The organism is Dyella sp. 2RAB6, assembly GCF_052115385.1.
Lineage (GTDB): Bacteria > Pseudomonadota > Gammaproteobacteria > Xanthomonadales > Rhodanobacteraceae > Dyella_D.
The window spans coordinates 1-21109 of record NZ_JBFRGP010000033.1 but is presented as its reverse complement, the minus strand read 5'-3'; the positions used below and the strand labels follow the sequence as shown (position 1 = coordinate 21109).

Sequence of the window (21109 nt, the reverse complement as noted above, 5' to 3'; positions counted from 1 at the left end):
ATCAGGGCATGGATGCCCTGTCAAAAAGCCCGGCCAGCCCTCACGGACCCGCAGGTGGCGTAGCCACCGGAGGGCGCCAAGCAGGGTGCCCTTCTCTTTGCTTACGTTCTCTTGGGCAAGCAAGAGAAAGTAAGTCGCCCCGCGGCAGCCGGGCGAAACACTCGCCAAAGGCGAGACAACCTGGCGTCAGCACGACAATCGAGTAATACCGCTACTGGATGATTCGCTTCGCTCACCCCTTCGGGGCCGCCCTGCGGGCGTTCTTCGCGCTACGCGCTCGTCCGGCCTACGCCGGAATGACGAGCAAAGCAGATTCTGGCCTACGCCGGAATGACGAGATCAAACGCAGAAAATTACAAGCGCCCCGCCCGCTTCACCGCGAGATAGCGCTCCACCAACACCCCCGACAACTCATTACAACTCACATCCAACATCGCCACCCCTTCGCGACGCAACGCATCATGCATCGCATCCCGCTGCGCCAGATAATCCATCGCCGCCGCCGCGCGAATCGCCGTATCCAACTCGTGATCCACCCCCGCCGCCGCATGATCCAGCGCCAGTTCGCGCAAGCTCACCACCAGCACCAGATGACGACGCGACATCAAGCGCACCGCCATGCGCAACTCCTCGTCATCCTCATCGCGCACATTCGTCACCAGCACCACGAACGCACGCCGCCGCTGCCTCGCCTGCAAGGCGCTCGCGGCCGCGAGATAGTCGGTCGCCACCGGCTTCGGCTGCAGGTCGTAGCCCGCACCGAGCAGCATGTCCATGCCGCCGCTGCCCTGCTGCGGCGGCATCCAGCGCAGGTCTTCGCCGGCGCAGGCCAGCATGCCGACCGAATCGCCCTGGCGCAGCGCGATATAGGCCAGCGCCAGCGAGGCATTGAGTACGTGGTCGAAATGCGCAAGGCGATCGTCCTGCGCCAGCATGCGGCGGCCGCAATCGAGCAGCAGCACCACCTGCTGGTTGCGTTCGTCGCGGTATTCGCGCGAAACCAGCCGCGCCACGCGGGCGGTGGCCTTCCAGTCGATCTTGCGCAGGCTGTCGCCGATGCGGTAATCGCGCAGCTCGTGGAACTCGGTACCCTCGCCGCGCCGGCGCTGCAAACGTGCGCCGACACTGCGCGAAGCGACTTCCACGCTCAGCCCCGCCATCCGTGCGAGTGGTGCGAAGTTCGGATACACGCGCAGGCTGGCCGGCTCGCCGATGGTGCGGCGCTGCGTCCACAAGCGCCACGGCGAACGCAGGCGCAGATGGCTGCCGGCGAAATCGAAACGGCCGCGGCCGGTCGGCGTCAGCGCATAGTCGAGCGCCAGTTCGCGCCCCGGCGGCAGGGTGAGCTGGCGCGGCATGCCGCGCACCGGCCAGTTGCCGGGATGCAGGTCGTGCAGGTCGAAGGCGAGCGCGCGCTTGCCCTGCGGCCGCAGGCGCAGGCCTACCACCAGCTCGGGCCCCAGCGGCACCACCGGCGGCAATTCGCGGCCGAGCACGGGGCTGGGCTCGGCGCGCAGGCGGCGTGCATCGAGCGCGGCCAGCACCGCGATCAGCAACGCGAACGCCAGCCATGCCAGCAGCGGCAGCCAGCCGATCGCGGCCAGCACGCCCAGCGCGGTCCAGCCGAGCAACAGCCACAGCAGGGTGGAAGCCGGACGCATCATTGGCGGGGCGCAGCGACCTTGTGCAGCAAAGCCTTCAGCACGTCGTCCGGACGCTGGCGCTCGATCAGCGCCTCCGGCGCCAGCAGCAGGCGATGGCGCAGCGCCGGCAGCGCCACTTGGCGCACGTCATCCGGCGTGACGAAGTCGCGGCCGTCCAGCACCGCCTGCGCACGCGCCAGGCGCACCAGCGCCAGGCCGCCGCGCGGGCCGGCGCCGCCGAGCACGCCGGGCCATTCGCGGGTGGCGCGCGCGATGCGCACGGCGTAGTCGATCACCGCCGCGTCCACGCGCAGCTCGGCCACGCCCTGCTGCAGCGCCTGCAGTTCGGGCTGACTCAGCACCGGGTTCACGCGCGAGACGTCGAGGTCCGCGGCGACGCGGCCGCTGAGTACCTCGTCGACCATGCGCTTCTCGTCGTCCAGGGTCGGGTAATCGATCAGCACCTTGATCAGGAAGCGATCCAGCTGCGCTTCCGGCAGTGGATAAGTGCCTTCCTGCTCGATCGGGTTCTGCGTCGCCACCACCATGAACGGCGCCGGCAACGGGAAGCGGCGGCCTTCGATGGTCACCTGCCCTTCCTGCATGCATTCCAGCAGGGCGGCCTGGGTCTTGGCCGGCGCACGGTTGATCTCGTCGGCCAGCAGCAGGTTGGCGAACACCGGGCCGCGGCGGATCTGGAAGCGCTCGGCCTTCGGGTCGTAGATGGCGTGGCCGGTAACGTCGGTCGGCATCAGGTCCGGCGTGAACTGCACGCGGCCGAAGGTGCAGCTCACCGCCGCGGCCAGCGCGCGCACCAGCAGGGTCTTGCCCAGGCCGGGCACGCCTTCGATCAGCACGTGGCCACCCGCCAGCAACGCCAGCAGCACTTCGTCGAACACGCGCTCCTGGCCGATGAAGGCGCGCGACACCTGCTCGCGCAGCGAGGCGATGCGCGCCACCAGCTCGTCCAGCGGCAGCGCGGCCGGGGTTGCTGCAGCCGGGATTGCAGGGTGCTCCGGCGCCAGGGTCGGAGAAGGCGATTCGGTCGTCATGGGCGGCTCCTGAGTCGGGCCAGGGTGGCGATGCTGTCGCGGAACGCATGCGCGTTCGCGGGGATCTGGAAAGCCCGCGCCAGTTGCGCGGGATCGATGCCGTGGCGGTCGGCGAGGCGTTCGTACAACGCTTCGCCTTCGAGCTCGGCGCTGGAAGGGTCCTGCCGCCGCGCGCGCGCCAGCGCCGCGCGGCAGGCCAGCGCGTGCAGCCCCAGGCCGGCGTCGCGGCGATAAAGGAATTCGCCCGCGGCCTGCACATGCTCCAGCAGGGCGCGGCGCTGCAGCGGCGGCGCCGGCATCAGCGGGCCCAACCGCGCGCTGCGCATCGCCATCCAGGCCAGCAGCAATGCGGTGAGCGCGAGCAGCCCCGGCCAGCCGCGAGTGAACAGGGCCAGCCAGAAGGAAGGGCCGTCCAGCGCATAGAGCAGCCACACATGCCGCCCTTCCGAAGGCGCCAGCAAGCGCAGGGCAAAGCGCTGCTGAGCCACGTGGCTGAGCCCGCGGTTGGACAGTGGTGCGAGATCGGACAGCAGGCTGACTTCGCCGTCGCCGACGAAGAAGCGCGCGAAGGAGTAGCCGCGCTTGTCGTCACCGATGACCAGCTCCGCATTCTCGGCAGCTTCGCCGTCGAGCAGGAAGCGCGGGCCGCACAACATGAAGCTGGCGTCGCCCTTGCTTGGTGCATCCGTGCTCAGCCGGTCGCAGCCTTCGTCCATGCGCTTGGACGAAAGTCCGCCCAGCGCCTCCAGCAGCGGCGTGTGCGCGGCATCGTCAGCCGGCCCTGGCGCCAGCACCAGATGGCCACCACCGTTCACCCAGTCGGCGATGCGCTGCGCGTCGTCCACATCGATGCGCTCCACGCCGTCGCCCAGCACCAGGGTGTCGCTCTCGCCCAGCGTGACCCGGTTCGGCGACAGCGTGGCGACCGAGCTCACCGGAATATCGAGCTTGGCCAGCGTGCGCTCCAGCGCGAAGAAGCGGTTGTACTTCGCCTCGCCCTTCGCTTCCGCCGGCACGGTGATTTCCTCGCGCTCGAACAGGCTGAAGAAGCCGATCAGCCCGACCGCGAGCAGCGAAGCCAGCACGATCACCAGCACCGGCGCGCGATTCATGCCGCACTCCCGTGGCGCGCGGGCCAGCCGTCGAGCAGGCGCGCGAAATCCTCGTCGCGCGGATAGCGGTCCGCGTAGGCCGCGTACTGCCATGCGCGCACGATCGCCTCGGCGCGCTGGCGCCGCTGCGTGTCATCCAGCCGGCGCGCACTGCGCAGGCAATCCGCCTCGGTGGCGTCCGGTTCCACCGCCACCTGCAGGACCGCGGCCACCTGTTCCACGCAGCCGCGATAGAGCAGTGCCAGCGCCTCGCGGCGATGTCCGCTGCTCCACAGGCGATGGGTGGCGCCGGCCAGGTCGTCCGGCAGGCGCTCCTGCGCCTCGATGGTTTCCAGATGCATGTCCAGCGCCGCCTCGCTGCGCACGCGCAGCGCCAGCACCGGCAGGCGCGCGCGCCGGATCAGGTACACCGCGACGGCGACGATCAGGCCGATCAGCAACAGCACCAGCAGACCCTTGATGCCCATCGCGAAGCCATTGCCGATGCCTTCGAACGGCGAGCGCCCGAGCTTGACCGGCTTGGGATCCCACGACCAGTTGCGCGGCTTCCACGTGTGGTCCTTGTGCTCGCCGCCGAAACGCGGATCGCGGAACGCCTCGGTCGCCGCCGTCGCAAAGCGCTGGTCGCTCGTGCTGGCGGGAACGGCGAAGGCTGTTTCGATCTGCGTGACCGGCACGTCCTCCGGCTTGGCCGCTGCGACCTTCTGCGCCGGCGCCGGCTTTGCCACCGGCGCGGCCGCCTGCTGCGCCCAGGCGCCATGCGGCCAGGCACAGGCCAGGGTGAGCAGCAGCACGGCCGCGCCGCGGCCGGCGGCGAGCCAACGGTCGCGCAGGCGGCGGAAAGCCAGGTCCACGTCCCACGCTTCGAGCTGCGTGCGGCGATTGAGATAGAGCGCGAAGCCGGCGGCCACGTGCAGCGGTTCGATCGCGCTCCAGGCCAGGTACGCCACGCCGGCAATCAGCGCGCCGGTGACTTCGGGCGTGCGCCGCGCCACGCCACCCACCGAGCCACGTATCCAGTCCGGCATCAGCTCGGCCGGAATGAACAACACCACCGACAGGAACGCACCGAGGAAGATCACCAGCACCAGTTCCATGCAGCCGAACGCCAGCGACGAGGCTTCGGTGCCGATCGGCCGGCGCAGCACGCGCCAGCGCTCGCTGCGCTGCTTGCCGGCCAGGCCTTCGAGCAATTCCATCGGCAAGCGCAGGGCACGGTGGCTGTCGATGCGCCGCCAGGTGATCGAAGCGATGGTGCCGCCCCAGCGCCACTGGCGCTGCCCGCGCAGCGTTTCGCGCCAGCGCGGCGCGCGCTCGAACACGGCGCGCGAAAGCACATACAGCGGGATGCGGTCGAACAGCGGCAGCAGCCACCAGATCAGCAGCGTGGCCAGCCACGGCAGCCCCAGCAGCCAGCCCGCGGCAATGCACAGCGCCACCACCGGCAGGCTGAATACGAACCACGCCGACCACACCGTTCTGGCGTGCGCGCGCAGCATCGCCGCGCCGAGGTCGACTGCCTCGCGCGCCGTGCGCGGACGCAAGGCGACGGTGATGCGCTCAAGCTCCATGGCCGCCCTCCGCACCGCCGCGCCACAGCCAGCCGAGCACCAGCGCCCACAACAGCGCGGCGCTGCCGAACTTCAGTACATCCGGGAACCACGCGATCGACGACCAGAACGCCTCGATCGCCGCGGCGACCAGCAGCATGGCGAATGCGCCCAGCGCGAGCTGCGCCCCGATCCAGCCCGCCGCCACCATCGCCGGCCCGCGCCGCTGCCGGCCCGGCGCCAGCAAGGTAAGCCCGAGCCGCAGGCCCGCGCCGCCGGCGATCACCAGCGCAGTCAGCTCGAACGCGGCGTGCGCGGCGACGAAACGCCAGAACGGTCCGCCGTAACCCATCTGGGTGAGATGGCCGGCGACGCCGCCGATGATCACGCCGTTGGCGGCCAGCACGTAGACCGCGCCCACGCCCAGCACCAGGCCGGAAGCGAAGGTGCGGAAGGCGATGCTGACATTGTTCATCACATAGGTGCCGAACATCGCCATGTCGGTGCCGTTGCTGCGGCCGATCTTGTCGTTGGACGGGTCGTACATCTTCTCGAACTCGGCCAGCTGCGCGCTGCCGAACAGCGAATGCGCCCATTCCGGATGGAACTGCAAGGCGATCAGGCAGAACAGCGCGGGGCCGAAGAACAGCACCGCCGCGGCCGCCATGCAGCGCCACTCGCTGCGCACCAGCCGCGGAAAACCCGCGATCAGGAACGTGAGCGCGCGATGCCAGCGCGGCGCCGGCGGGCGATACAGCAGGCGATGACCTTGCTGCACCATGCGCTGCAGGCGGTCGGTGACTTCGCGGCTGTAGCCGCGCGCGCGCGCCAGCGCCAGGTGATGGCACAGGCGGCGGTATTCGACCGGAAAGCCGCTCGCGCGCGGATCGCGCAGGGCCTGGCGCTGCTTGCTGTCGACCAGGTCGAGCCAGCGTTGCAGTTCGCTCCAGTGCTCGCGATGCAAGGCGACGAACCGTTCCTGCTTCATGCGCGCCCCAGCAGCCAGTTGGCGTAGCCGAGCAGGCGCTGCACGCCGGCTTCGCCGCTGCAGCCGGTGAGCGGCTGCAGCAGATCGGCCAGCTCCTGCTGGCGTTGCGGCGTGAGCTGGGCGCAACGCTCAGCGAATTCCACGATCACCGCCTGCTCGTCCGCGGCCAGCCCCGGCGGCGGCGCCACCGGGGTCGCGCTGGGTACCTGGCTGCCGGCCGGCAGTTCGCCGCCGTGGATGACCAGGGTGCCGGCGATCACGTCGCCGAGGCGGCGTCCGTAAGGATCGATCAAGCTGCTGGCCAGGCCCACCGCATACACGCCCGGCAGGATGTCCACCACGCGCAGCAGGTTGCGCAGTACCGACGGCACCAGGGTGACCGGCGCGCCATCGGCACTCACTACGCGCAGGCCCATCGCGCGCTTGCCCAGCGTCTGTCCGCCGAACCACACCTCGCACACCACCGCATAGGCCCACATCAGCACGAACATCAGCAGCGCGCCGACGCCCATGCCTGCCGAGCCGAGCAGCGACAAGGGAATCATGGCGGCCCAGAACACGAACATGCGCAGCACGAAATCGATCGTCCACGCCTGCGCGCGCGGCAAGGCGCCGGCCGCGCGCAGGCGTAGAAACACCCCTTCGGGTGTTTCGATCTGCCGGAGCGTGTCTAGGGCGACCCTGGTCAAGTATCACCGCCGTCACCAGCCCTGTCTGTTCGCAGGCCGCAGGACCGTCGGCGAAGGCAGCCTGGCTGGCTGTCGAGACGGCGGACCGAAGGCATGCGGACAGACAGGGCTGGCCCCAACTTATTGAAAATGAAATGACGGGGTGATGCCTGGAAGGCTCGCCCTGGCATCAGTCGGTGATGACGATGGTGTCCGCGATCATGTCGTGCAGGCAGCGGCGCTCGGTGCCGAAGATCACCAGCGAGTCGGCCAGCGAGATCAGGCCACCGAGGTACGGGATGGCGCCGAGCAGACCGATCGGGATGATGCGCATGCCGATGATGCGGCCCAGGCCGATGCGGTCGCCGTTGGTGCGAACGATCTTGATGCCGAGCACTTTCTTGCCGATGGTCTGGGCGTTCTGGTGCAGCAGCACGCAGTTGACGACGAAGATGCCCAGGATGATCAGGATGCCGATCACCACTGCGACCGTGCCGCCCCCACTCTTGCTGGCTGCCGCGGCGCCGATGCCGACCAGTGCTGCGCCGACGCCGACGATCACGCCGTCCAGCAGGGCTGCGCCCAGGCGCTGGCCGCGGCTGGCTTTGCGCGCTTCGAGATCTTCTGCGGAGAAGCCCCCGACATCCGCCACGGCGGCTTGCGGCGCGGCGTAGTAGTTCTGTTCCTTTTCCATGGTTCCGTCCTTGTGGGTGCGTGCCAGCCCCCATAGCAGGCACTCGGCGAGTATAGGGAGGATTTTGCGTGTGTGCATGGCCGTTCATCGTGTTACGCACAATTGCGCTTTGCCCCCCTTTTCCTCCGGGGAGGGCTGGGGTGATGGGCGCGGCTCACCCTCCGTCATTCCGGCGTAGGCCGGAATCCAGTAGCGGTCGCGTTTGATTGTCGCGTTATCGCAAGGATGTCTCGCCTTTGGCGAGTGTTTCGCCCCGCTGCCGCGGAGCGAGTTACTTCTTCTTTGCTTGCCCAAAGTCAAGCCTATATAAACTTTGTTCGGGCACGAAAAAAAAGCGGCGGTTAGGCCGCTTTGTAGCGTCTCACTTTACCGCGCTTGGTGGACCGGAGAACACACGAAGGTGTCCTTGTCCTACAAGGAAATTCTTGTAGCAGGCGAGCATGACATTCCAGGCCTCCCGTGCAACGGCGGGGCCTCTTTCGATGACCTTTTCATTTTCGTCGATGATAGCGAACGTCGCTTTCCGTCCCTGCCGAGTTTCAGCAGAAAGGCCTTCGAAGCAGACCGCGGTGAGGACGGCCTGAGTCAGACCGCCGGTTGAGGGAATACCGATCATGCATGCTCCAGCAAGAGGAAGGGATGGGACACGACCGTTTCGGAGGAGGTCACCAGGAAGCTGCAGTGACATCCACGAGCGTGGTCATGGTGACGACAAGCAGCATTGCGCTCGTCTCGAGGTCGGGGAAGGAGAGGCCGTTCTGAATGAGGTCTCTCAGAACAAGGTGTGTGCTGCATAGGCGGCGAGGCGTGGCGAATGAGGCCACTATCGTCGGCATGGCGAGTCACCTGAGCAATCTCGCTTTGTTGTATGAGTGGGTGTGTACACAAGCGATGGCGTTGCGAGGGAGGCGACGACAAACCTCAGCCTGGGGCGGGGCGCGATCATGGTCGGCAAAGCGGACGGGAAGAGTGCAAGACAGCTGGCACGACTGCTCGGGCGTTCAGCGAGCACGATCTCTCGGGGGCACGTAACGGGCACCGTGAGCCGGCGGAGATCCCTCGCATGGAGCACCCGCGGCTCGGTTACGACGCCAGTCGGGCTGGCCCGCGTGTACGGCGCCTATCACGCAAGCCGCGCCGAATACGCGAGCTGCATCGAGAAGGACGACTCTGGTGCCTGGTGTTCCGACTGCTGGCCAAGGGCCGGTCTGGGGGGGCGCAGACTGCGACGTTGCCTCCCTGAAGAGCCTGTCAAGCACGTGTCGCACGAGACGATTTACATCGCGATCTATGCCGCGCCTAGTGGCGAGCTAAGGCCCGGGCTGGTGGCATTGTTGCGTCAGCACACATGCGCGCGTCGGCCACGTAGCCAAGGCGCCAACCGGCAGGGCCGACTCCAGCATTCACGACCGGTCCCCCGGGGCCGATGAAGGGCTCTTGTCGGGGCATTGGGGGGGGATTTCATCAAGGGGGCGCGCAACCAGTCCTCGGTCGGTGTGCTGGTCGATGGCCGGACGCCGCTTGGGTTTGATAGCCCCGTCGCCGAAGCCCGATCTTGGATTTGATCCGGCGATAGTCCGAAGCACTATGCAGGCTGCTCAGGCACTTCAGAGCAGAGCTTTCACGCTTGGCTTGGAGAAGAACGGGGAGTAGTGAGCCTTGGCCCTACTAGCGGCTACATGCTGGCCGGTCGAGGCTCTGTGTCCCCAACGCCAGTAAAGCCACAGGCATTAGTCGTATCCGAGTCCAGAGCAGGAGGTTGAGTCCGTCCCATAGTTGAAACCGCAGGCCATCCATGCGGTCTGCGTAGTCGGTCAGTCAGCTGAGCAGATCGGCGGCTTGCAGGATGTGGCGAATCAGAAGCCACGGTCCCCACCGCCTCCACCATTAACGCATGCAACCGCTGCTGATGGCTACGCCATCCGTCCCCATCGAACAACACGAACCACCCCATCTGCAGAAGGCTGCGTCCGGTATCGTTGCGTGCGACCAGCACCTGATGGCGCTTGGCATCGACCAGCATGAACTGCCCGCCCCAGCCGTCGGCCCACACGTAGCCATCGCGATCGATCCACCACAGGTAGCCGTAGCTCGCGAACGGGTCCATGCTGTCGACCGCCGAATAGGCACGCGTGCTTTCGGTGATCCAATGTTCGGGGATCACCTGCGTCGAACCCCAGCGCCCGCCTTGCGCGTAAAGCATGCCGAACCGGGCCAGGTCGGCGGCGGAAAGAAAGATCACGAACTGGCGGTGCTGCGTATAGCGTGGCTGCTCGTAGATCACGTGCTCGGGCTTGAAGCTGATCATGCCGGTGGGCTTGGCGATCCACTCGTTAAAGGCCTGGCCGATGCTCATGCCAGTGCGCTGTTCGAAGATCACGCCGAGCACGTTGAAATCCCAGTTGTTGTAGTAAAAGAACTCGCCGGGCTTGTGCGAGCCGCGGCGCGGGCGCCGGTCTTTCATGCCCTTCACTTCGCCGGCCGCCTCGATATAGATGCCTGAGCGCGACATCAGCAGGTCGCGCACCGTGGCACTTTTCTCCATGGCCGTTAGCGGCACCACGCGATCATCGATGCCCAGCTCGCCCAGCGTCTGGTCCAACCGCACATAGCCGTGCTCGATGGCGATACCATACAGCCCGCTCAGCAGGCTCTTTCGCACCGAGTGCGTGTTGATTGGCAGATCTGCCTCACCCCACCGCGCTAGCTCCTGCCCATTCTGTAGGGTGACGAAGGCGTCGAAGCGCGTGTCCTTGGCGAGAAAACCGTAGGCCTCGCGCAGAGCCTCGGGATGCGCCACCATGGTTTTCGGCAAGACCGTGGCGAAGGCGTTGCGGCCGCCGACCGCGATGGCAGGTATGGCGGTGATGCCCAGTACGAGGGCGACCAGCAGCGTCAGGACGATGGCGCTGCGCTTGATGAGGCGTCGTGTAGTGCTTTTCATGGCTTGACTCCGGGAAGGCCATCCGCAGTATCCGAGCCACATCGCCGGCCATGCAGACACCGGAAGTCACCCAGGAGGGTGACGAAAGTCACCACTTTGCCAACCGCCTTGCCTCGGCCCAGCCCCTGGGCGAAGCTCCGCGCATGAGCCGCCCCTCCTTCCTGTACGCCGCGATGGCCATGGCCGGGTGTGTCGCTTGGCTGGCCGTCGGCCTGGAGTTGTGGTTCAGCACCATCGTGCCGACCTCGGCGGCGGACGACCTGCCCGTAGGCGCACTGGTGCCAGCGCTGCATGCGCTGTTCGCGCTCGTCTTCCTCGGTTCTCTGGCGTGGCGCCCGCCGCGCCCCTTGCACCTTCTGCTAGCGGCGATGCTGCTGGGCATGGCGCTGGTGCTGGTCGCGCTCTATCGCTACAACTCGGCGGCAGCCCTGCTGATCATTCCGATGCTCGCCTTCGCCGGCCTGCTACGTATGCGCTGGTTGATCGCGGTCTATGTCGTCGCCAACCTTTTGCTGCTCGCCGTGGCTCTGGCGTTTCGCCAGATGGATACGCCCTATACGTATATCGGCCTGCACGCCAGCCTTCAGTTACTCGCCATCCTGCTTGTCACCTCGATGCTGCGTACGGAACAGGCCCGCGCGCAGCTTGCGCAGGCGCACGCGGAACTGCTGGCGACGCGCGGCATGCTGGCGGAGATCGCGCGCAGCCAGGAGCGCTTGCGGCTGTCGCGCGAGCTGCACGATGTGGCCGGCCACAAGCTGACCGCGCTACGGCTTAATCTCAGCGCGCTCACGCACAACCCGCAGCTCGACCCGGCGGAGGTCATCACCTTGTGCACCCGTCTCACCGTAGAGCTGCTGGACGACCTGCGCGCCGTGGTGCACCAACTGCGCATGCACGATGGGCTCGACTTGAGCGCCGCGCTGGAAAGCATGGCCGCACCTTTCCCGCGCCCGCTCGTGCAGTTGGACATCGCCGCCCACACCCGCGTGCAAACCTTGGAGCAGGCCGACGCCCTGCTGCGCGCCTTCCAGGAGGGGCTTACCAACGCTGCCCGGCACGGTGACGCCGAACGGCTATGGGTACACCTGCATCGCGAAGGCAGCGAGATCGTGCTGGACATGCGCGATGACGGCCAGGGCCGCGGCGCGCTCCAGGCTGGCGATGGTCTGACGGGCATGCGCGAACGTATGCAGGCGCTGGGCGGCGGTCTGGAGTTCGGCCGCGCGGATGGCCAGGGTTTCCACCTTCGCGCCTGGCTTCCCGCGTGCCCCTGATCGAGCCACGCCGCATCCGCATCGCCCTCGCCGACGACCAGGCCCTGGTGCTCGGCGGCCTCAAGGCTCTGCTCGGCGGCTTTGCCGGGCTGGAAGTGGTGGCCGAAGCCTCGGATGGACACGCGCTGCTGGAAGCGCTGCAACGCGTGGCGGTTGACGTCGTGCTATGCGACATACGCATGCCTGGCCTCGACGGCTTCGAGGTCTGTCAGCGGCTGAGCCACCTCGACGCCGCGCCTCCGGTGATCCTGCTCACCACCTTCGACGACGCGGACTATGCGCTGAAAGCCATCGACGCCGGCGTCCGCGGCTTCCTGCTGAAAGACGCCTCGCCGCTCGAACTGGTCGACACCATCCAGCAGGTCGCCGCCGGACGCTCTGTCGTCACCCCAGTCGCTACCGACGCCATACGCTCGCGCTACGCCTACGACGACCAGAGCGTGCCCAAGAGCGGTTTCAGCAAACGCGAGACCGACATCCTGCGCCTGCTGGCCGGCGGCTACACCAACCGCGAAATCGGCCTGGCCATCCATGTGGCCGAGGGGACGGTGAAGAATTACTTGATGGATATCTTCGACAAGCTGGGCACGCGCGATCGCACGCGGGCCGTGTTGAAGGCGATTACGTTGAAGATTATCTAGGCCGGGAGTATGAGCGGGCAAACCTATTCCCTTCACTGCCGATCGAGCCGCCGATCCGTCACTCGCCGCCCCGATGCCCAACGGGCGCATGCTGCGCCATTAACTCAACAATCCAGTCGATAAAAACGCGCAGCTTCGCGCTTACATGCCGGTTCGGCGGGAACGCCAGATAGAGCGGCATAGGATCCATTTTCCAGGTCTCGAATAGCGGAGTCAGATCTCCTCGAGCCACATGGGCTTTGGCCATGTAGTGCGGTAGCCACAGAGCGCCAAGGCCGGTGAGCCCCGCCTCGAGGTATGCATTCCCATCGTCCACCGTCAGCACGCAGCGCCCCTGTATCCGCACGGTTTCGTTGCCGCTACGCATGGCGTAGGGGATGCGCTTGCCGGTGCGCGACCAGACGTACCCGACGATGCGGTGGTGTGATTCCTCCAGCTCTCTCGGGTGCAAGGGCGTCCCCATTCGTTCCAGATAGATCGGCGCCGCATATACCCCAAGCTGCAGATCTCCGACGTGTCGAGCCTTCAATGAGAGAGAGGTGAGCTCGCCGCCGCGCACGACGCAATCGACGTTCTCACCGATGATGTCGACCATTCGATCGCTGACGCCCAGATCCAGTTGGATATCCGGATAGCGGGCGTGGAACGCTGGCAAGGCCGGTATCAGGATCATCCGGGCCAGCGGGCTCGGTACATCTACCCGCAATCTGCCCCTTGGCGATGTTGAGGCTTCGGAAAGGCTATTCTCGGCATCGTCCAGGTCGGCCAGCAGCCGGATGGCTCGCTCGTAATAGGCCATGCCGTCGGCGGTCGGGTTGACCTTGCGCGTGGTGCGATTGAGCAGCCGGACGCGCAGATGGGTTTCCAGCTGTTGGATCAGCTGGGTCGCCGTGGTCTTGCTCATGCCCTTGCAAGAACGGCGAGGCGCCGATCGTCGGCGGTGGCAATTCCGCGGGCCAGACAATCATGTTCCTGAGCCGCTCAGCCAACCATGTCTGCCTGCTGGTGCGCGGCACTTCGCTGGCGTCATCCATGTCGAGCTACTTGTCCAGCCGGCTGGAAGCGGACCTGAAGATCACCATCGAATACTGCTCCGCGGTGCGCGCGTTGCACGGCGGCGAACGCCTCGACGCGGTAACCATCCACGACAGCCAGAGCGGCGCGGATTACACGCTGTCGGCCTGCGCGCTGTTCACCATGGTCGGTGCGCAGCCCAACACCGCCTGGCTATCGGGCCTGGTCAAGCTGGATCCGCAGGGCTATGTCGAGACCGGCGAATCGGCAAGCGCGGATTCCCCGGATGCGACATCGCAGCCGGGGATCTTCGCGGTGAGGGATGTTCGGTCCGGATCGGTGAAACGAGTGGCTTCCGCGGTCGGTGAAGGCTCGGTCGTCATTTCAAAGTTGTGGAGCTACATGAACGGCTGAGTCGCCTTCACCGCGGTGCTGAACAACCGGAAGCCGAATATCGATAGCTCGTTTCGACGCGTCACGGACTGGGCGGCGGCAACCAGACATCGCCGATCTGCATGTCCAGCAACTTCAGATATGCCTGAATGTGCTGATAAGCGACCTGGTCGTCGAAATCTGTATCTTTCTTTTTGATGATCTGGGTATTGACCGCGCCGGTAAGTCCTGTCTTCCCGTCGCCCGGCTGCTGGTAATTCAAGAAATCCAGAAGCAACAGGTTGTTATTGATGCCGTCCTGGACCTTCTGCGGGGTTTCGAGATTGGGGTTATAGATGGTGAGGATGTTCTGGATGGTGGTGGCATTCCAGGCGTCCGGCACAGTGTCCATCGTGTTGAAGAACCGGGTCGATGCTCCGGCCATCTTTTTATCGAAGTAATTGGCGAACTGTTGATTCCCCGCCGTCGGCGCGGCAAAGGTATAGCAGTTCAGTTTTGCCGACGGCAGCTGCTCCTGCAGATAAAGCGTCAGCACCGATGCCAAGGCTCCGCCGAGACTGTGGCCTACGATAACGACCGTGCCCCCCGAGCCTACCTGACCCTGCAAGTAACTCACCAGGCTGCCGCCCGTGTCAGGGTTGGTGTTGATGATGTGCTGCGCCCCAGCATTGGCGCCCTTTGAAATGCTGGCATCCGACGGCGCTCCCGAGATCAGCCCGCTTGCCGCCGTCTGGCCGATATCGTTGTCCTCTTCCTTGACGTCGTAGTCCGACGTGGGATTGGTGCCGCTGGTCACCAGACGAAGGTCACCCGAGGGTCCTTTGAAAACAGCGGTGACATTCGCGGAATAGCCCTTGGATGCGCCTTTCGTTCCCGGGTCCAGATATAGGGAAGGTCCCCATACAAGGTCGAAGTCCTTCGCATACGTCGATTGCTTCACCCGGTTGACGATGTTTGCCTGCACCGCGGCAGGATCCGGGTTCTGCATGGATTTGCCCTGGTCATCGACGGCGGCGTTGTTGAGCACAAAGGCCAGCGTCAGATTGATTTTTGCGTCTTTCGAAGACATAGCCGCACTCCTTGCCTGGATACAAGACAACCATCCCCGCTCCAGCAAAGGAGGGGGCGCATGAAAACCTGTGTCTTTGTCGCTGCTGCAGCGAATCGAGGAAAGTCGAGATGCTCCCTATCGACTTCGTCGGTCATGATGCTTGGCCGCACGCCGCGTATGCGCTGTGAAGCATTCGTTGCGCGCGATACGGCTGTGACTACCTCTTTCGAACGGAAGCTAAATTGAAAGCCGTGCAAGGCTCGTGAACTGCATCACTTCGCGATGCGATGGACTGCACGGAACGATGAGATACCGCGGAATTTGTCGATGCCAGCGCCATGGTCGGCAAGCATGCGGCGTAGCTAGGGGTGATAAGCACGATCAACTCCGTACGCGTCGAGTTGTGATCGGTGGTACCGAAGAGGTGACCTAACAGTGGAACACGGCGTAACCACGGTACACCGGTGTCGCCCTGCGACTCGTCTTGTTGGATAAGGCCTCCAAGAAGAACGGTTTGCCCGCTTTGCACGATGGCGTGCGTGTTCATCTGCCGCTGAAGAATGGTCGGGTTTCCCGCGGCATCACGCGATGCTGCAGTATCTACTCCACTTACTTGCTGGCCGACGGTTAGATAGTCCGAGCAACCATCTCATCAGACGTCGAGCGCCATCGCTTATATCCGCCGCGTGGGGCTCGAGTTGCGGTGCGTGTCCTGGATCGGGTTATATCGCCCTAGGGAAATGGCGATACGGTAGGCCGCTTGGGCCACTGCATAAGCGCTCGTCTGGTCGATCCGTGGTGTGGTGAGGAAGTAACCACTTCGGACCTGTCTACTCCAGCGCGCGCTGTCGTCCCCCTCCTCGCCTGCGCACTTCTACCCTTGCTTCTGATGCAATGACGCATTGCTGCCATGCAAGTCCTGACCTGACCTCGCGAGGCGAAACGAGTGGCATCGGAACGATGCAGATTGATGCGCCTGGAGGCCATAGCGTGCGTCAAAGTGCGTCGCCACGGTATCTCACCCGATACGCCGATGAGCCGCGCCAGGCTGATTCTGGCGGGCTGTGTAAGATTTCGTCGAAATCGATCTCCAAAGGGTGTGCGGGTGCAGAGGGGGTAACCGTGCATCCCGGGGGGCATCTCCTCACGACAAATAATGAGTCCGGACCGAGCCAGGGTAGAATTCTTCCTTGAGTGCCCGCTTTCGCAACCCATGGTGGACACTTCGTATCTGAGGTCCAAAAGGTTCTTAGCATGCGCAAACTGCCCAATATCGGATCTGCCATGGAGATCCCTAAGCAAGGTGCGATGCTCGTTGGGCGCATCGAACAGACAGGCGAAGTTCTTTGTAACGGTGACGTGTTTGTTCTCATTTTGACGATGGGTGGGCAGCGCACGTTAACCGCCTTAGGGCAAGTCCTACCATGGCGTCCGACACGAAGTCCGCGAGAAGAGTGTGGACCTCGATGCAGCTGGCTGGCTTCTAGAATTACCAACGCCACGACGATCTCTTCGCCAAAATCGGAAGTGGCTGGATATGCTCTTGCAAGAGTGCGCGCACGCAATTCATTTGCGCCCTCCACAATCTCCGCCGTTGGCGACCGGCCTGTTATCCAAGAGTGTGGGGGGGGGCAATCGTATCGACATCGCCGTGCTAGCACCTGCGCCAATTGCTGCAGATGTTAAGCGGAGGCATCCGCTCGCCGCCTCCTAACGGGACTTTCACTTTTAAAGCCGCCGTCATGGACAAGGCTCCCTTGTGGCAGTTTTCTTGAACCCTGCCCGGGACCTAATATCGTACTGCCGAACCGCAATGGAGGAGCCTATGCCCTCAGCTAATGGCCCGCGACAGAATCGGTTACTCGCCGCGTTACCTGAAGCAGAATTGAAGCGTTGGCTACCGCATCTTGAGCCGGTGGAAATGTCACTCGGCAAAGTGCTCTATGAATCTGGTAGCCGATTGGCTCACGTGTATTTTCCCACCACCTCGATTGTGTCATTGCTATACGTGATGGAAGACGGAGCCTCGGCGGAGATTGCTGTCGTTGGCAACGAGGGCATTGTCGGCATTTCGCTCTTCATGGGAGGGGAGTCAACGCCGAGTCGTGCCTTAGTACAAAGCGCTGGCCAGGGATATCGGCTTAAGGCTGATCTCATGCTGCAGGAATTCGGTCGAGCCGGCGCCGTCATGCATCTGCTGCTTCGCTACACCCAGGCCCTTATAACGCAGATGGCGCAGACAGCGGTATGCAATCGCCATCACTCCCTGGATCAACAGCTGTGCCGATGGCTCCTTCTGAGTCTGGATCGACTGCACTCCAAGGAACTGGTGATGACGCAGGAACTGATTGCCAACATGCTGGGCGTTCGTCGTGAAGGGGTCACTGAGGCCGCCGGCAACCTGCAGCAAGCCGGGCTGATTCGATATCAGCGCGGCCATATCACGGTGCTTGATCGCGAACAGCTTGAGCGGCGAACCTGTGAATGCTATGCCGTGGTCAAGAAGGAGTACGACCGCCTTCTCCCCCTCTGATAGCGATGTAAGTGACGCTCTGGAATCAACTTCCCATGCACAGGTAGATCATGGCACTACTCAGTGGCGGGCGCGTTCGCAGCGATTCCGCAAACGTCATGGTGGCACGCAGCACGCCAGGCAGCAAAGGTGAGGGGTATGGCATCGATCGTAGCCACCTCAAACGATCGCGAGCTCCAAATATGACCCCTCGCCTTGGCGTGTGGTGAAATCCAAGGAGCTGCGGCGAGCACAACAAAGAGCGCAGAATGACGAGCCAAGCATAAGCCTTGCCCCATCCGCCGCGGTCTTTTCAAAGAGGCTCACTGGCGTCTGACAATCCCAGGTGATTCTGTGGAATCGATTTGCCGATAAGCTCGGCCCAAAGAGCGTTCCACCGATCGAATCTGCAAGGCGCCGGACGGATGCCGTAACAACTCACGCCTCAACAGCTCGTTCTCTTGCATGATGCGCTGGCTCTGGTCGAGAAGGGTATCAAAACGTTTCTCCAGGCCAGTGAAACTAGCTTCTTTAGAGATTGTCATAGCGGTCCTCGGCGGATTCGATCGGCGAACCAACTTGAGCGTCGGCACAGGCTGGCTCACCTAAGGGGCGTACTTTGCGGCGTCGGGGCGATCATGTCGGTGCGCTGGCGCGCCTTGTATTTTGGAGCCAATCGGCGATCGCGACGCTCTTGGTGGTGCAACACCGGTCGCGGTCGCTGATATCCACATCGTTCTGTTGATCACGATATCTGCCACTATCCTACCTGTCGTTACGGCACCCCTTCTTCTCTATGTTCGATGCCGCACATTGCCACTTTGATGTGCGCTGGCGCACCGATGCGAAGCTCTCGGCGTGCGTACTGTTTCCGCGTCGGGAGGAAAAGGGAATTTCCTCCCGGCCAGCGATCATAGCGATTGTCAGGGCGCTCGCCGGAAAGATGCTGCGCAGCGTTGCCAGCGCCATCGAAGGTTTGCTCTATGCCTGCGCTGAGGCGCTCTTGTCTACTGCAAGGGATGTCATCGTGTTTTACTACGCACTCATATTCTTTGTTATCGCGCTGATATCTGGAGCCCTTGTATTCGCAGGCGTCGCCGGAGTCATCGCTGGCGTCGCCCAGTTCATCTTCTTCGGATCCTTGGCTTTGTGCGTCACTTTATTCATTTTGAGTAAGCACGGGCGCTCCATTGTGGCCAGCACGCACCATACTGACGGCCAGTCATAGTCCCTCATGGGCGCCTCATCTACTTCCCGCGGATAGCACGTATGAGGCTCGCCAGCTGATTTCGTTCTACGAAATGGCATGACGCCAGGCGATGATGCGATCTCCGAAGAAGGGCGGCAACGCAATCGCCATTCCTGCGAAGCCGCTTGACCCTAGCGCTGGAAGTGCGCAACCAAGCGGCCTAGCGCACGCCTAAGCAGGGCGTCGATAGCTAATACATCAAGCCTTGCTGACCCAGGTGCATTCAATATCGTCCTTAATGACCCGCTGCAGATCGGTTATCGACAGTTCCGAGACGTCGAAGACTCTCCCATGCCGTGCTCCCCGATAGTCGCCGTCTAGGCGGAACGTCGCCGCCCAGACAACGCTGTTAAGGACAGCTGCGACATACATGGCTGTGTAGTCGAAACCGTCGCTCGTCATCCCTGCAATGTCAGACATGGTTGCAACCTCTTCGGGCGAGACCTGGATAGACGCGCCTTGCGCGCTTCCAGGTGTGGCTCATTGACTGCGATGTTGGCTTAAAACATCGACTCCCAAACGGCAGTGCGTAACAGTTAGGGCGCCGATCCACATTTCGTGTAATACCAACACCGTCGATCTTCATGCCGATCACTTTGGCATCATTAAGTTTGCCGAGTGGCTCAGATGGCGGCTGAGCCAGGTCGTGCACATCATTCGATCAGCGTTCTCCATGGATATGTTCGTTAGCTCGGCGCGGCTAATAGGCCGAGCCGAACTTTGTTGGCCAGCAAGCACATTCCGAAATTAATGCCTGAGATTGAGGCGGGGCGTGGGTGCGAGATATCGTTGGCTGGCGAATGACAGCGAGTCTGCCCTTCATTGTCGCTATGGTTAGTGGGGCGCCAAAGCATGCTGCTTGCTATCCATACGTGCCGTGCATATCAAGGCCCCTTGGTCGAAGCCGCTATCCGGGCTTCGCGGATATCTGGCTTGGTGTGGCCGGTGCCGCTTCATCGTCAGAAGCAAGTGGATGACCGCCCTCTGACACCAAGTCATTCAACGCACTAGCCAGGGTCCACTCCGCTGTCTTAATGGCTCTACGATTGTATTCGACCTTAGTGTCGACTGGAGCATGGGTTGAAGTCGATTCGCCGGCGTCGCCATGGCTTTCATCCGCATGCACGGTCGCGCGATGCGCGCCTAGCGCCMATGCGAGCGCTGATACAGGGTTCATGCTATCGACCATCGAACTGGGGATGAGGATGGTGGTTCCGCGCTCCTTCGTYGTCTCATAAATGATATTCATTGCGCGCAACTGAAGCGCTGCCGGTTGATCGGAATAGACCTTCGCCGCGCTGACGAACTTGCTCGCAATCTCGGCTTCGGCTGATCCGAGGATAATGCGAGCCTGCTTTTCCCGTTCGGCTTGAGCCTGCCTCGACATAGCGTCCTGCAGCGCCACGGGAATAGCTACATCACGTATTTCCACTGATCGCACCGTCAACCCCCATTCGGTGGTCTTATTTCCGATTTCAGTGCATAGCGCTAGGTCGGCGGATTGGCGGTCCGATAGCAGGGACGCGAGCATCGATGAGCCAATCATTTCGCGCAGTGACGTTTGAGCTACTCGGGCGATGGCCTGCTGATAGTCGGTAATGGCCAGCGCAGCCTTCCTGGCATCGTGCACGTGCCAGAAGATAATGGCATCCACGTTGACAGGTACCGTGTCGCGCGTGAGTGCCTGCTCGGCGTTGAAGGCGGTTGTCTGAATACGCTCATCAATGACCGCGACCACCCGATCGATCACCGGGATGATGAGAAATAAGCCGGGTCCCCGCACCCCCAATAGTTTTCCTGCTCGCAGAACGACAAATTTTTGCCACGTGTTGGCCATTTTAAGCGATTGCGAAACGATTGCGGCGGCGCCCCAAAAACCAATCGCCATGCCTATATTGCCGCGATACATGAACAGGCCGCCCACGGCAGTCAAGGTGGCGACGATGAATAGGGTAATGGTGTTCACGACGTCATCCCGCTTGCCAGTGGCGAATGAATGGCGATGACTCACATTGCGGTCGAAGCGGTTCCGTGTCGGTGCGCTGGCGCACGCACACGATTTTGCTTGCATCGATTCAAATGGATCGTGTCATGGCCTCGGGTCATCGCTCCCTCGCCGCCGTTGCGCTTATCCGATGCATCAAGCCCGGTGACTGCATCGGCCATCCGAGTGAGAAATCGCCTTCACCACCCCTGACGGATGGTGGTCCTTCAATGAGCACCAGGGGACTCGCTATAAACCAAACGCATTCACCCCACCTAGGGAGCTGAGGACGTGAACGTCCACATTGGCCACCGAGGAGAGTCAACAGCGCTCGATC

General features: G+C 63.5%; 17 protein-coding genes and 3 pseudogenes. 6 read left to right on the top strand and 14 right to left on the bottom strand.

All coding sequences use genetic code 11. From position 1 onward, the window contains the following. Positions 1 to 353: 353 nt before the first annotated feature. From AB4083_RS22180 to AB4083_RS22145, 8 genes are all read right to left on the bottom strand, one after another. Positions 354 to 1661: a DUF58 domain-containing protein gene (locus AB4083_RS22180; protein ID WP_441610679.1), complete on the bottom strand. Its 1308-nt coding sequence runs from the start codon at positions 1659 to 1661 to the stop codon at positions 354 to 356. Continuing rightward, positions 1661 to 2695 (bottom strand): AAA family ATPase, encoded by a 1035-nt coding sequence (locus tag AB4083_RS22175; RefSeq protein ID WP_441610676.1) that lies wholly within the window; start codon positions 2693 to 2695, stop codon positions 1661 to 1663. Before AB4083_RS22175 ends, AB4083_RS22180 begins: the two co-directional genes overlap by 1 nt. Further along, positions 2692 to 3807 carry a DUF4350 domain-containing protein gene (locus AB4083_RS22170; RefSeq protein ID WP_441610675.1) on the bottom strand — a complete coding sequence of 372 codons (1116 nt, stop codon included), beginning with the start codon at positions 3805 to 3807 and terminating at the stop codon, positions 2692 to 2694. Before AB4083_RS22170 ends, AB4083_RS22175 begins: the two co-directional genes overlap by 4 nt. Continuing rightward, positions 3804 to 5378 carry a DUF4129 domain-containing protein gene (locus tag AB4083_RS22165; RefSeq protein WP_441610674.1) on the bottom strand — a complete coding sequence of 525 codons (1575 nt, stop codon included), beginning with the start codon at positions 5376 to 5378 and terminating at the stop codon, positions 3804 to 3806. Before AB4083_RS22165 ends, AB4083_RS22170 begins: the two co-directional genes overlap by 4 nt. Then, positions 5368 to 6345: a stage II sporulation protein M gene (locus AB4083_RS22160; protein ID WP_441610673.1), complete on the bottom strand. Its 978-nt coding sequence runs from the start codon at positions 6343 to 6345 to the stop codon at positions 5368 to 5370. Before AB4083_RS22160 ends, AB4083_RS22165 begins: the two co-directional genes overlap by 11 nt. After that, positions 6342 to 7034 (bottom strand): RDD family protein, encoded by a 693-nt coding sequence (locus AB4083_RS22155; RefSeq protein WP_441610672.1) that lies wholly within the window; start codon positions 7032 to 7034, stop codon positions 6342 to 6344. Before AB4083_RS22155 ends, AB4083_RS22160 begins: the two co-directional genes overlap by 4 nt. 169 nt (positions 7035 to 7203) lie before the next feature. Then, the gene (locus AB4083_RS22150) at positions 7204 to 7707 is read right to left on the bottom strand and encodes an RDD family protein (RefSeq protein WP_441610671.1); all 504 of its coding nucleotides are present in this window, start codon (positions 7705 to 7707) and stop codon (positions 7204 to 7206) included. A 361-nt stretch (positions 7708 to 8068) separates the two neighbouring features. Further along, positions 8069 to 8323 (bottom strand): hypothetical protein, encoded by a 255-nt coding sequence (locus AB4083_RS22145; RefSeq protein WP_441610670.1) that lies wholly within the window; start codon positions 8321 to 8323, stop codon positions 8069 to 8071. Positions 8324 to 8651: 328 nt separating this feature from the next. On the opposite strand from AB4083_RS22145, the pseudogene AB4083_RS22140 reads away from it, so the two are divergent. Next, a pseudogene (locus tag AB4083_RS22140) lies at positions 8652 to 9224 on the top strand (transposase); the annotation flags it as partial. Between the two features lie 158 nt (positions 9225 to 9382). Here AB4083_RS22140 and AB4083_RS22135 read toward each other — a convergent pair. Beyond that, entirely contained in the window at positions 9383 to 10651 is a 1269-nt protein-coding gene (locus tag AB4083_RS22135; protein WP_441610669.1) for a serine hydrolase domain-containing protein, read from the bottom strand. A gap of 143 nt (positions 10652 to 10794) precedes the next feature. Here AB4083_RS22135 and AB4083_RS22130 point away from each other — a divergent pair, with 143 nt between their 5' ends. Both AB4083_RS22130 and AB4083_RS22125 read left to right on the top strand, forming a co-directional pair. Next, the gene (locus AB4083_RS22130; RefSeq protein WP_441610668.1) at positions 10795 to 11928 is read left to right on the top strand and encodes a sensor histidine kinase; all 1134 of its coding nucleotides are present in this window, start codon (positions 10795 to 10797) and stop codon (positions 11926 to 11928) included. Then, on the top strand, positions 11928 to 12569 hold the full coding sequence (locus tag AB4083_RS22125; RefSeq protein WP_441610678.1) for a response regulator transcription factor: 642 nt from the start codon (positions 11928 to 11930) through the stop codon (positions 12567 to 12569). The genes AB4083_RS22130 and AB4083_RS22125 overlap by 1 nt, the downstream gene beginning before the upstream one ends. A gap of 58 nt (positions 12570 to 12627) precedes the next feature. Here the strand turns inward: AB4083_RS22125 and AB4083_RS22120 are convergent. Then, positions 12628 to 13473: pseudogene (locus tag AB4083_RS22120) on the bottom strand (LysR substrate-binding domain-containing protein); the annotation flags it as partial. A 26-nt stretch (positions 13474 to 13499) separates the two neighbouring features. On the opposite strand from AB4083_RS22120, the gene AB4083_RS22115 reads away from it, so the two are divergent. Beyond that, positions 13500 to 13997, top strand: coding sequence for an NAD(P)/FAD-dependent oxidoreductase (locus AB4083_RS22115; protein ID WP_441610677.1), 498 nt, complete (start codon positions 13500 to 13502; stop codon positions 13995 to 13997). Between the two features lie 61 nt (positions 13998 to 14058). Here the strand turns inward: AB4083_RS22115 and AB4083_RS22110 are convergent, their stop codons facing one another. Continuing rightward, on the bottom strand, positions 14059 to 15045 hold the full coding sequence (locus tag AB4083_RS22110) for a lipase family protein (protein WP_441610667.1): 987 nt from the start codon (positions 15043 to 15045) through the stop codon (positions 14059 to 14061). Positions 15046 to 15244: 199 nt separating this feature from the next. Beyond that, a pseudogene (locus AB4083_RS22105) lies at positions 15245 to 15646 on the bottom strand (type II secretion system protein GspD); the annotation flags it as partial. A 1206-nt stretch (positions 15647 to 16852) separates the two neighbouring features. On the opposite strand from AB4083_RS22105, the gene AB4083_RS22100 reads away from it, so the two are divergent. Together AB4083_RS22100 and AB4083_RS22095 are read left to right on the top strand one after the other, a co-directional pair. Then, positions 16853 to 17560, top strand: coding sequence for a Crp/Fnr family transcriptional regulator (locus AB4083_RS22100; protein ID WP_441610666.1), 708 nt, complete (start codon positions 16853 to 16855; stop codon positions 17558 to 17560). A 775-nt stretch (positions 17561 to 18335) separates the two neighbouring features. Continuing rightward, positions 18336 to 18767, top strand: a complete 432-nt coding sequence (locus tag AB4083_RS22095) for a DUF1328 domain-containing protein (RefSeq protein WP_441610665.1) — start codon at positions 18336 to 18338, stop codon at positions 18765 to 18767. A gap of 219 nt (positions 18768 to 18986) precedes the next feature. On the opposite strand, the gene AB4083_RS22090 is transcribed toward AB4083_RS22095, so the two are convergent. After that, a complete protein-coding gene (locus AB4083_RS22090; RefSeq protein ID WP_441610664.1) occupies positions 18987 to 19208 on the bottom strand; it encodes a TonB-dependent receptor in 222 nt (73 codons plus the stop codon). Positions 19209 to 19695: 487 nt separating this feature from the next. Then, positions 19696 to 20754 (bottom strand): slipin family protein, encoded by a 1059-nt coding sequence (locus tag AB4083_RS22085; protein ID WP_441610663.1) that lies wholly within the window; start codon positions 20752 to 20754, stop codon positions 19696 to 19698. Positions 20755 to 21109: the final 355 nt, after the last annotated feature.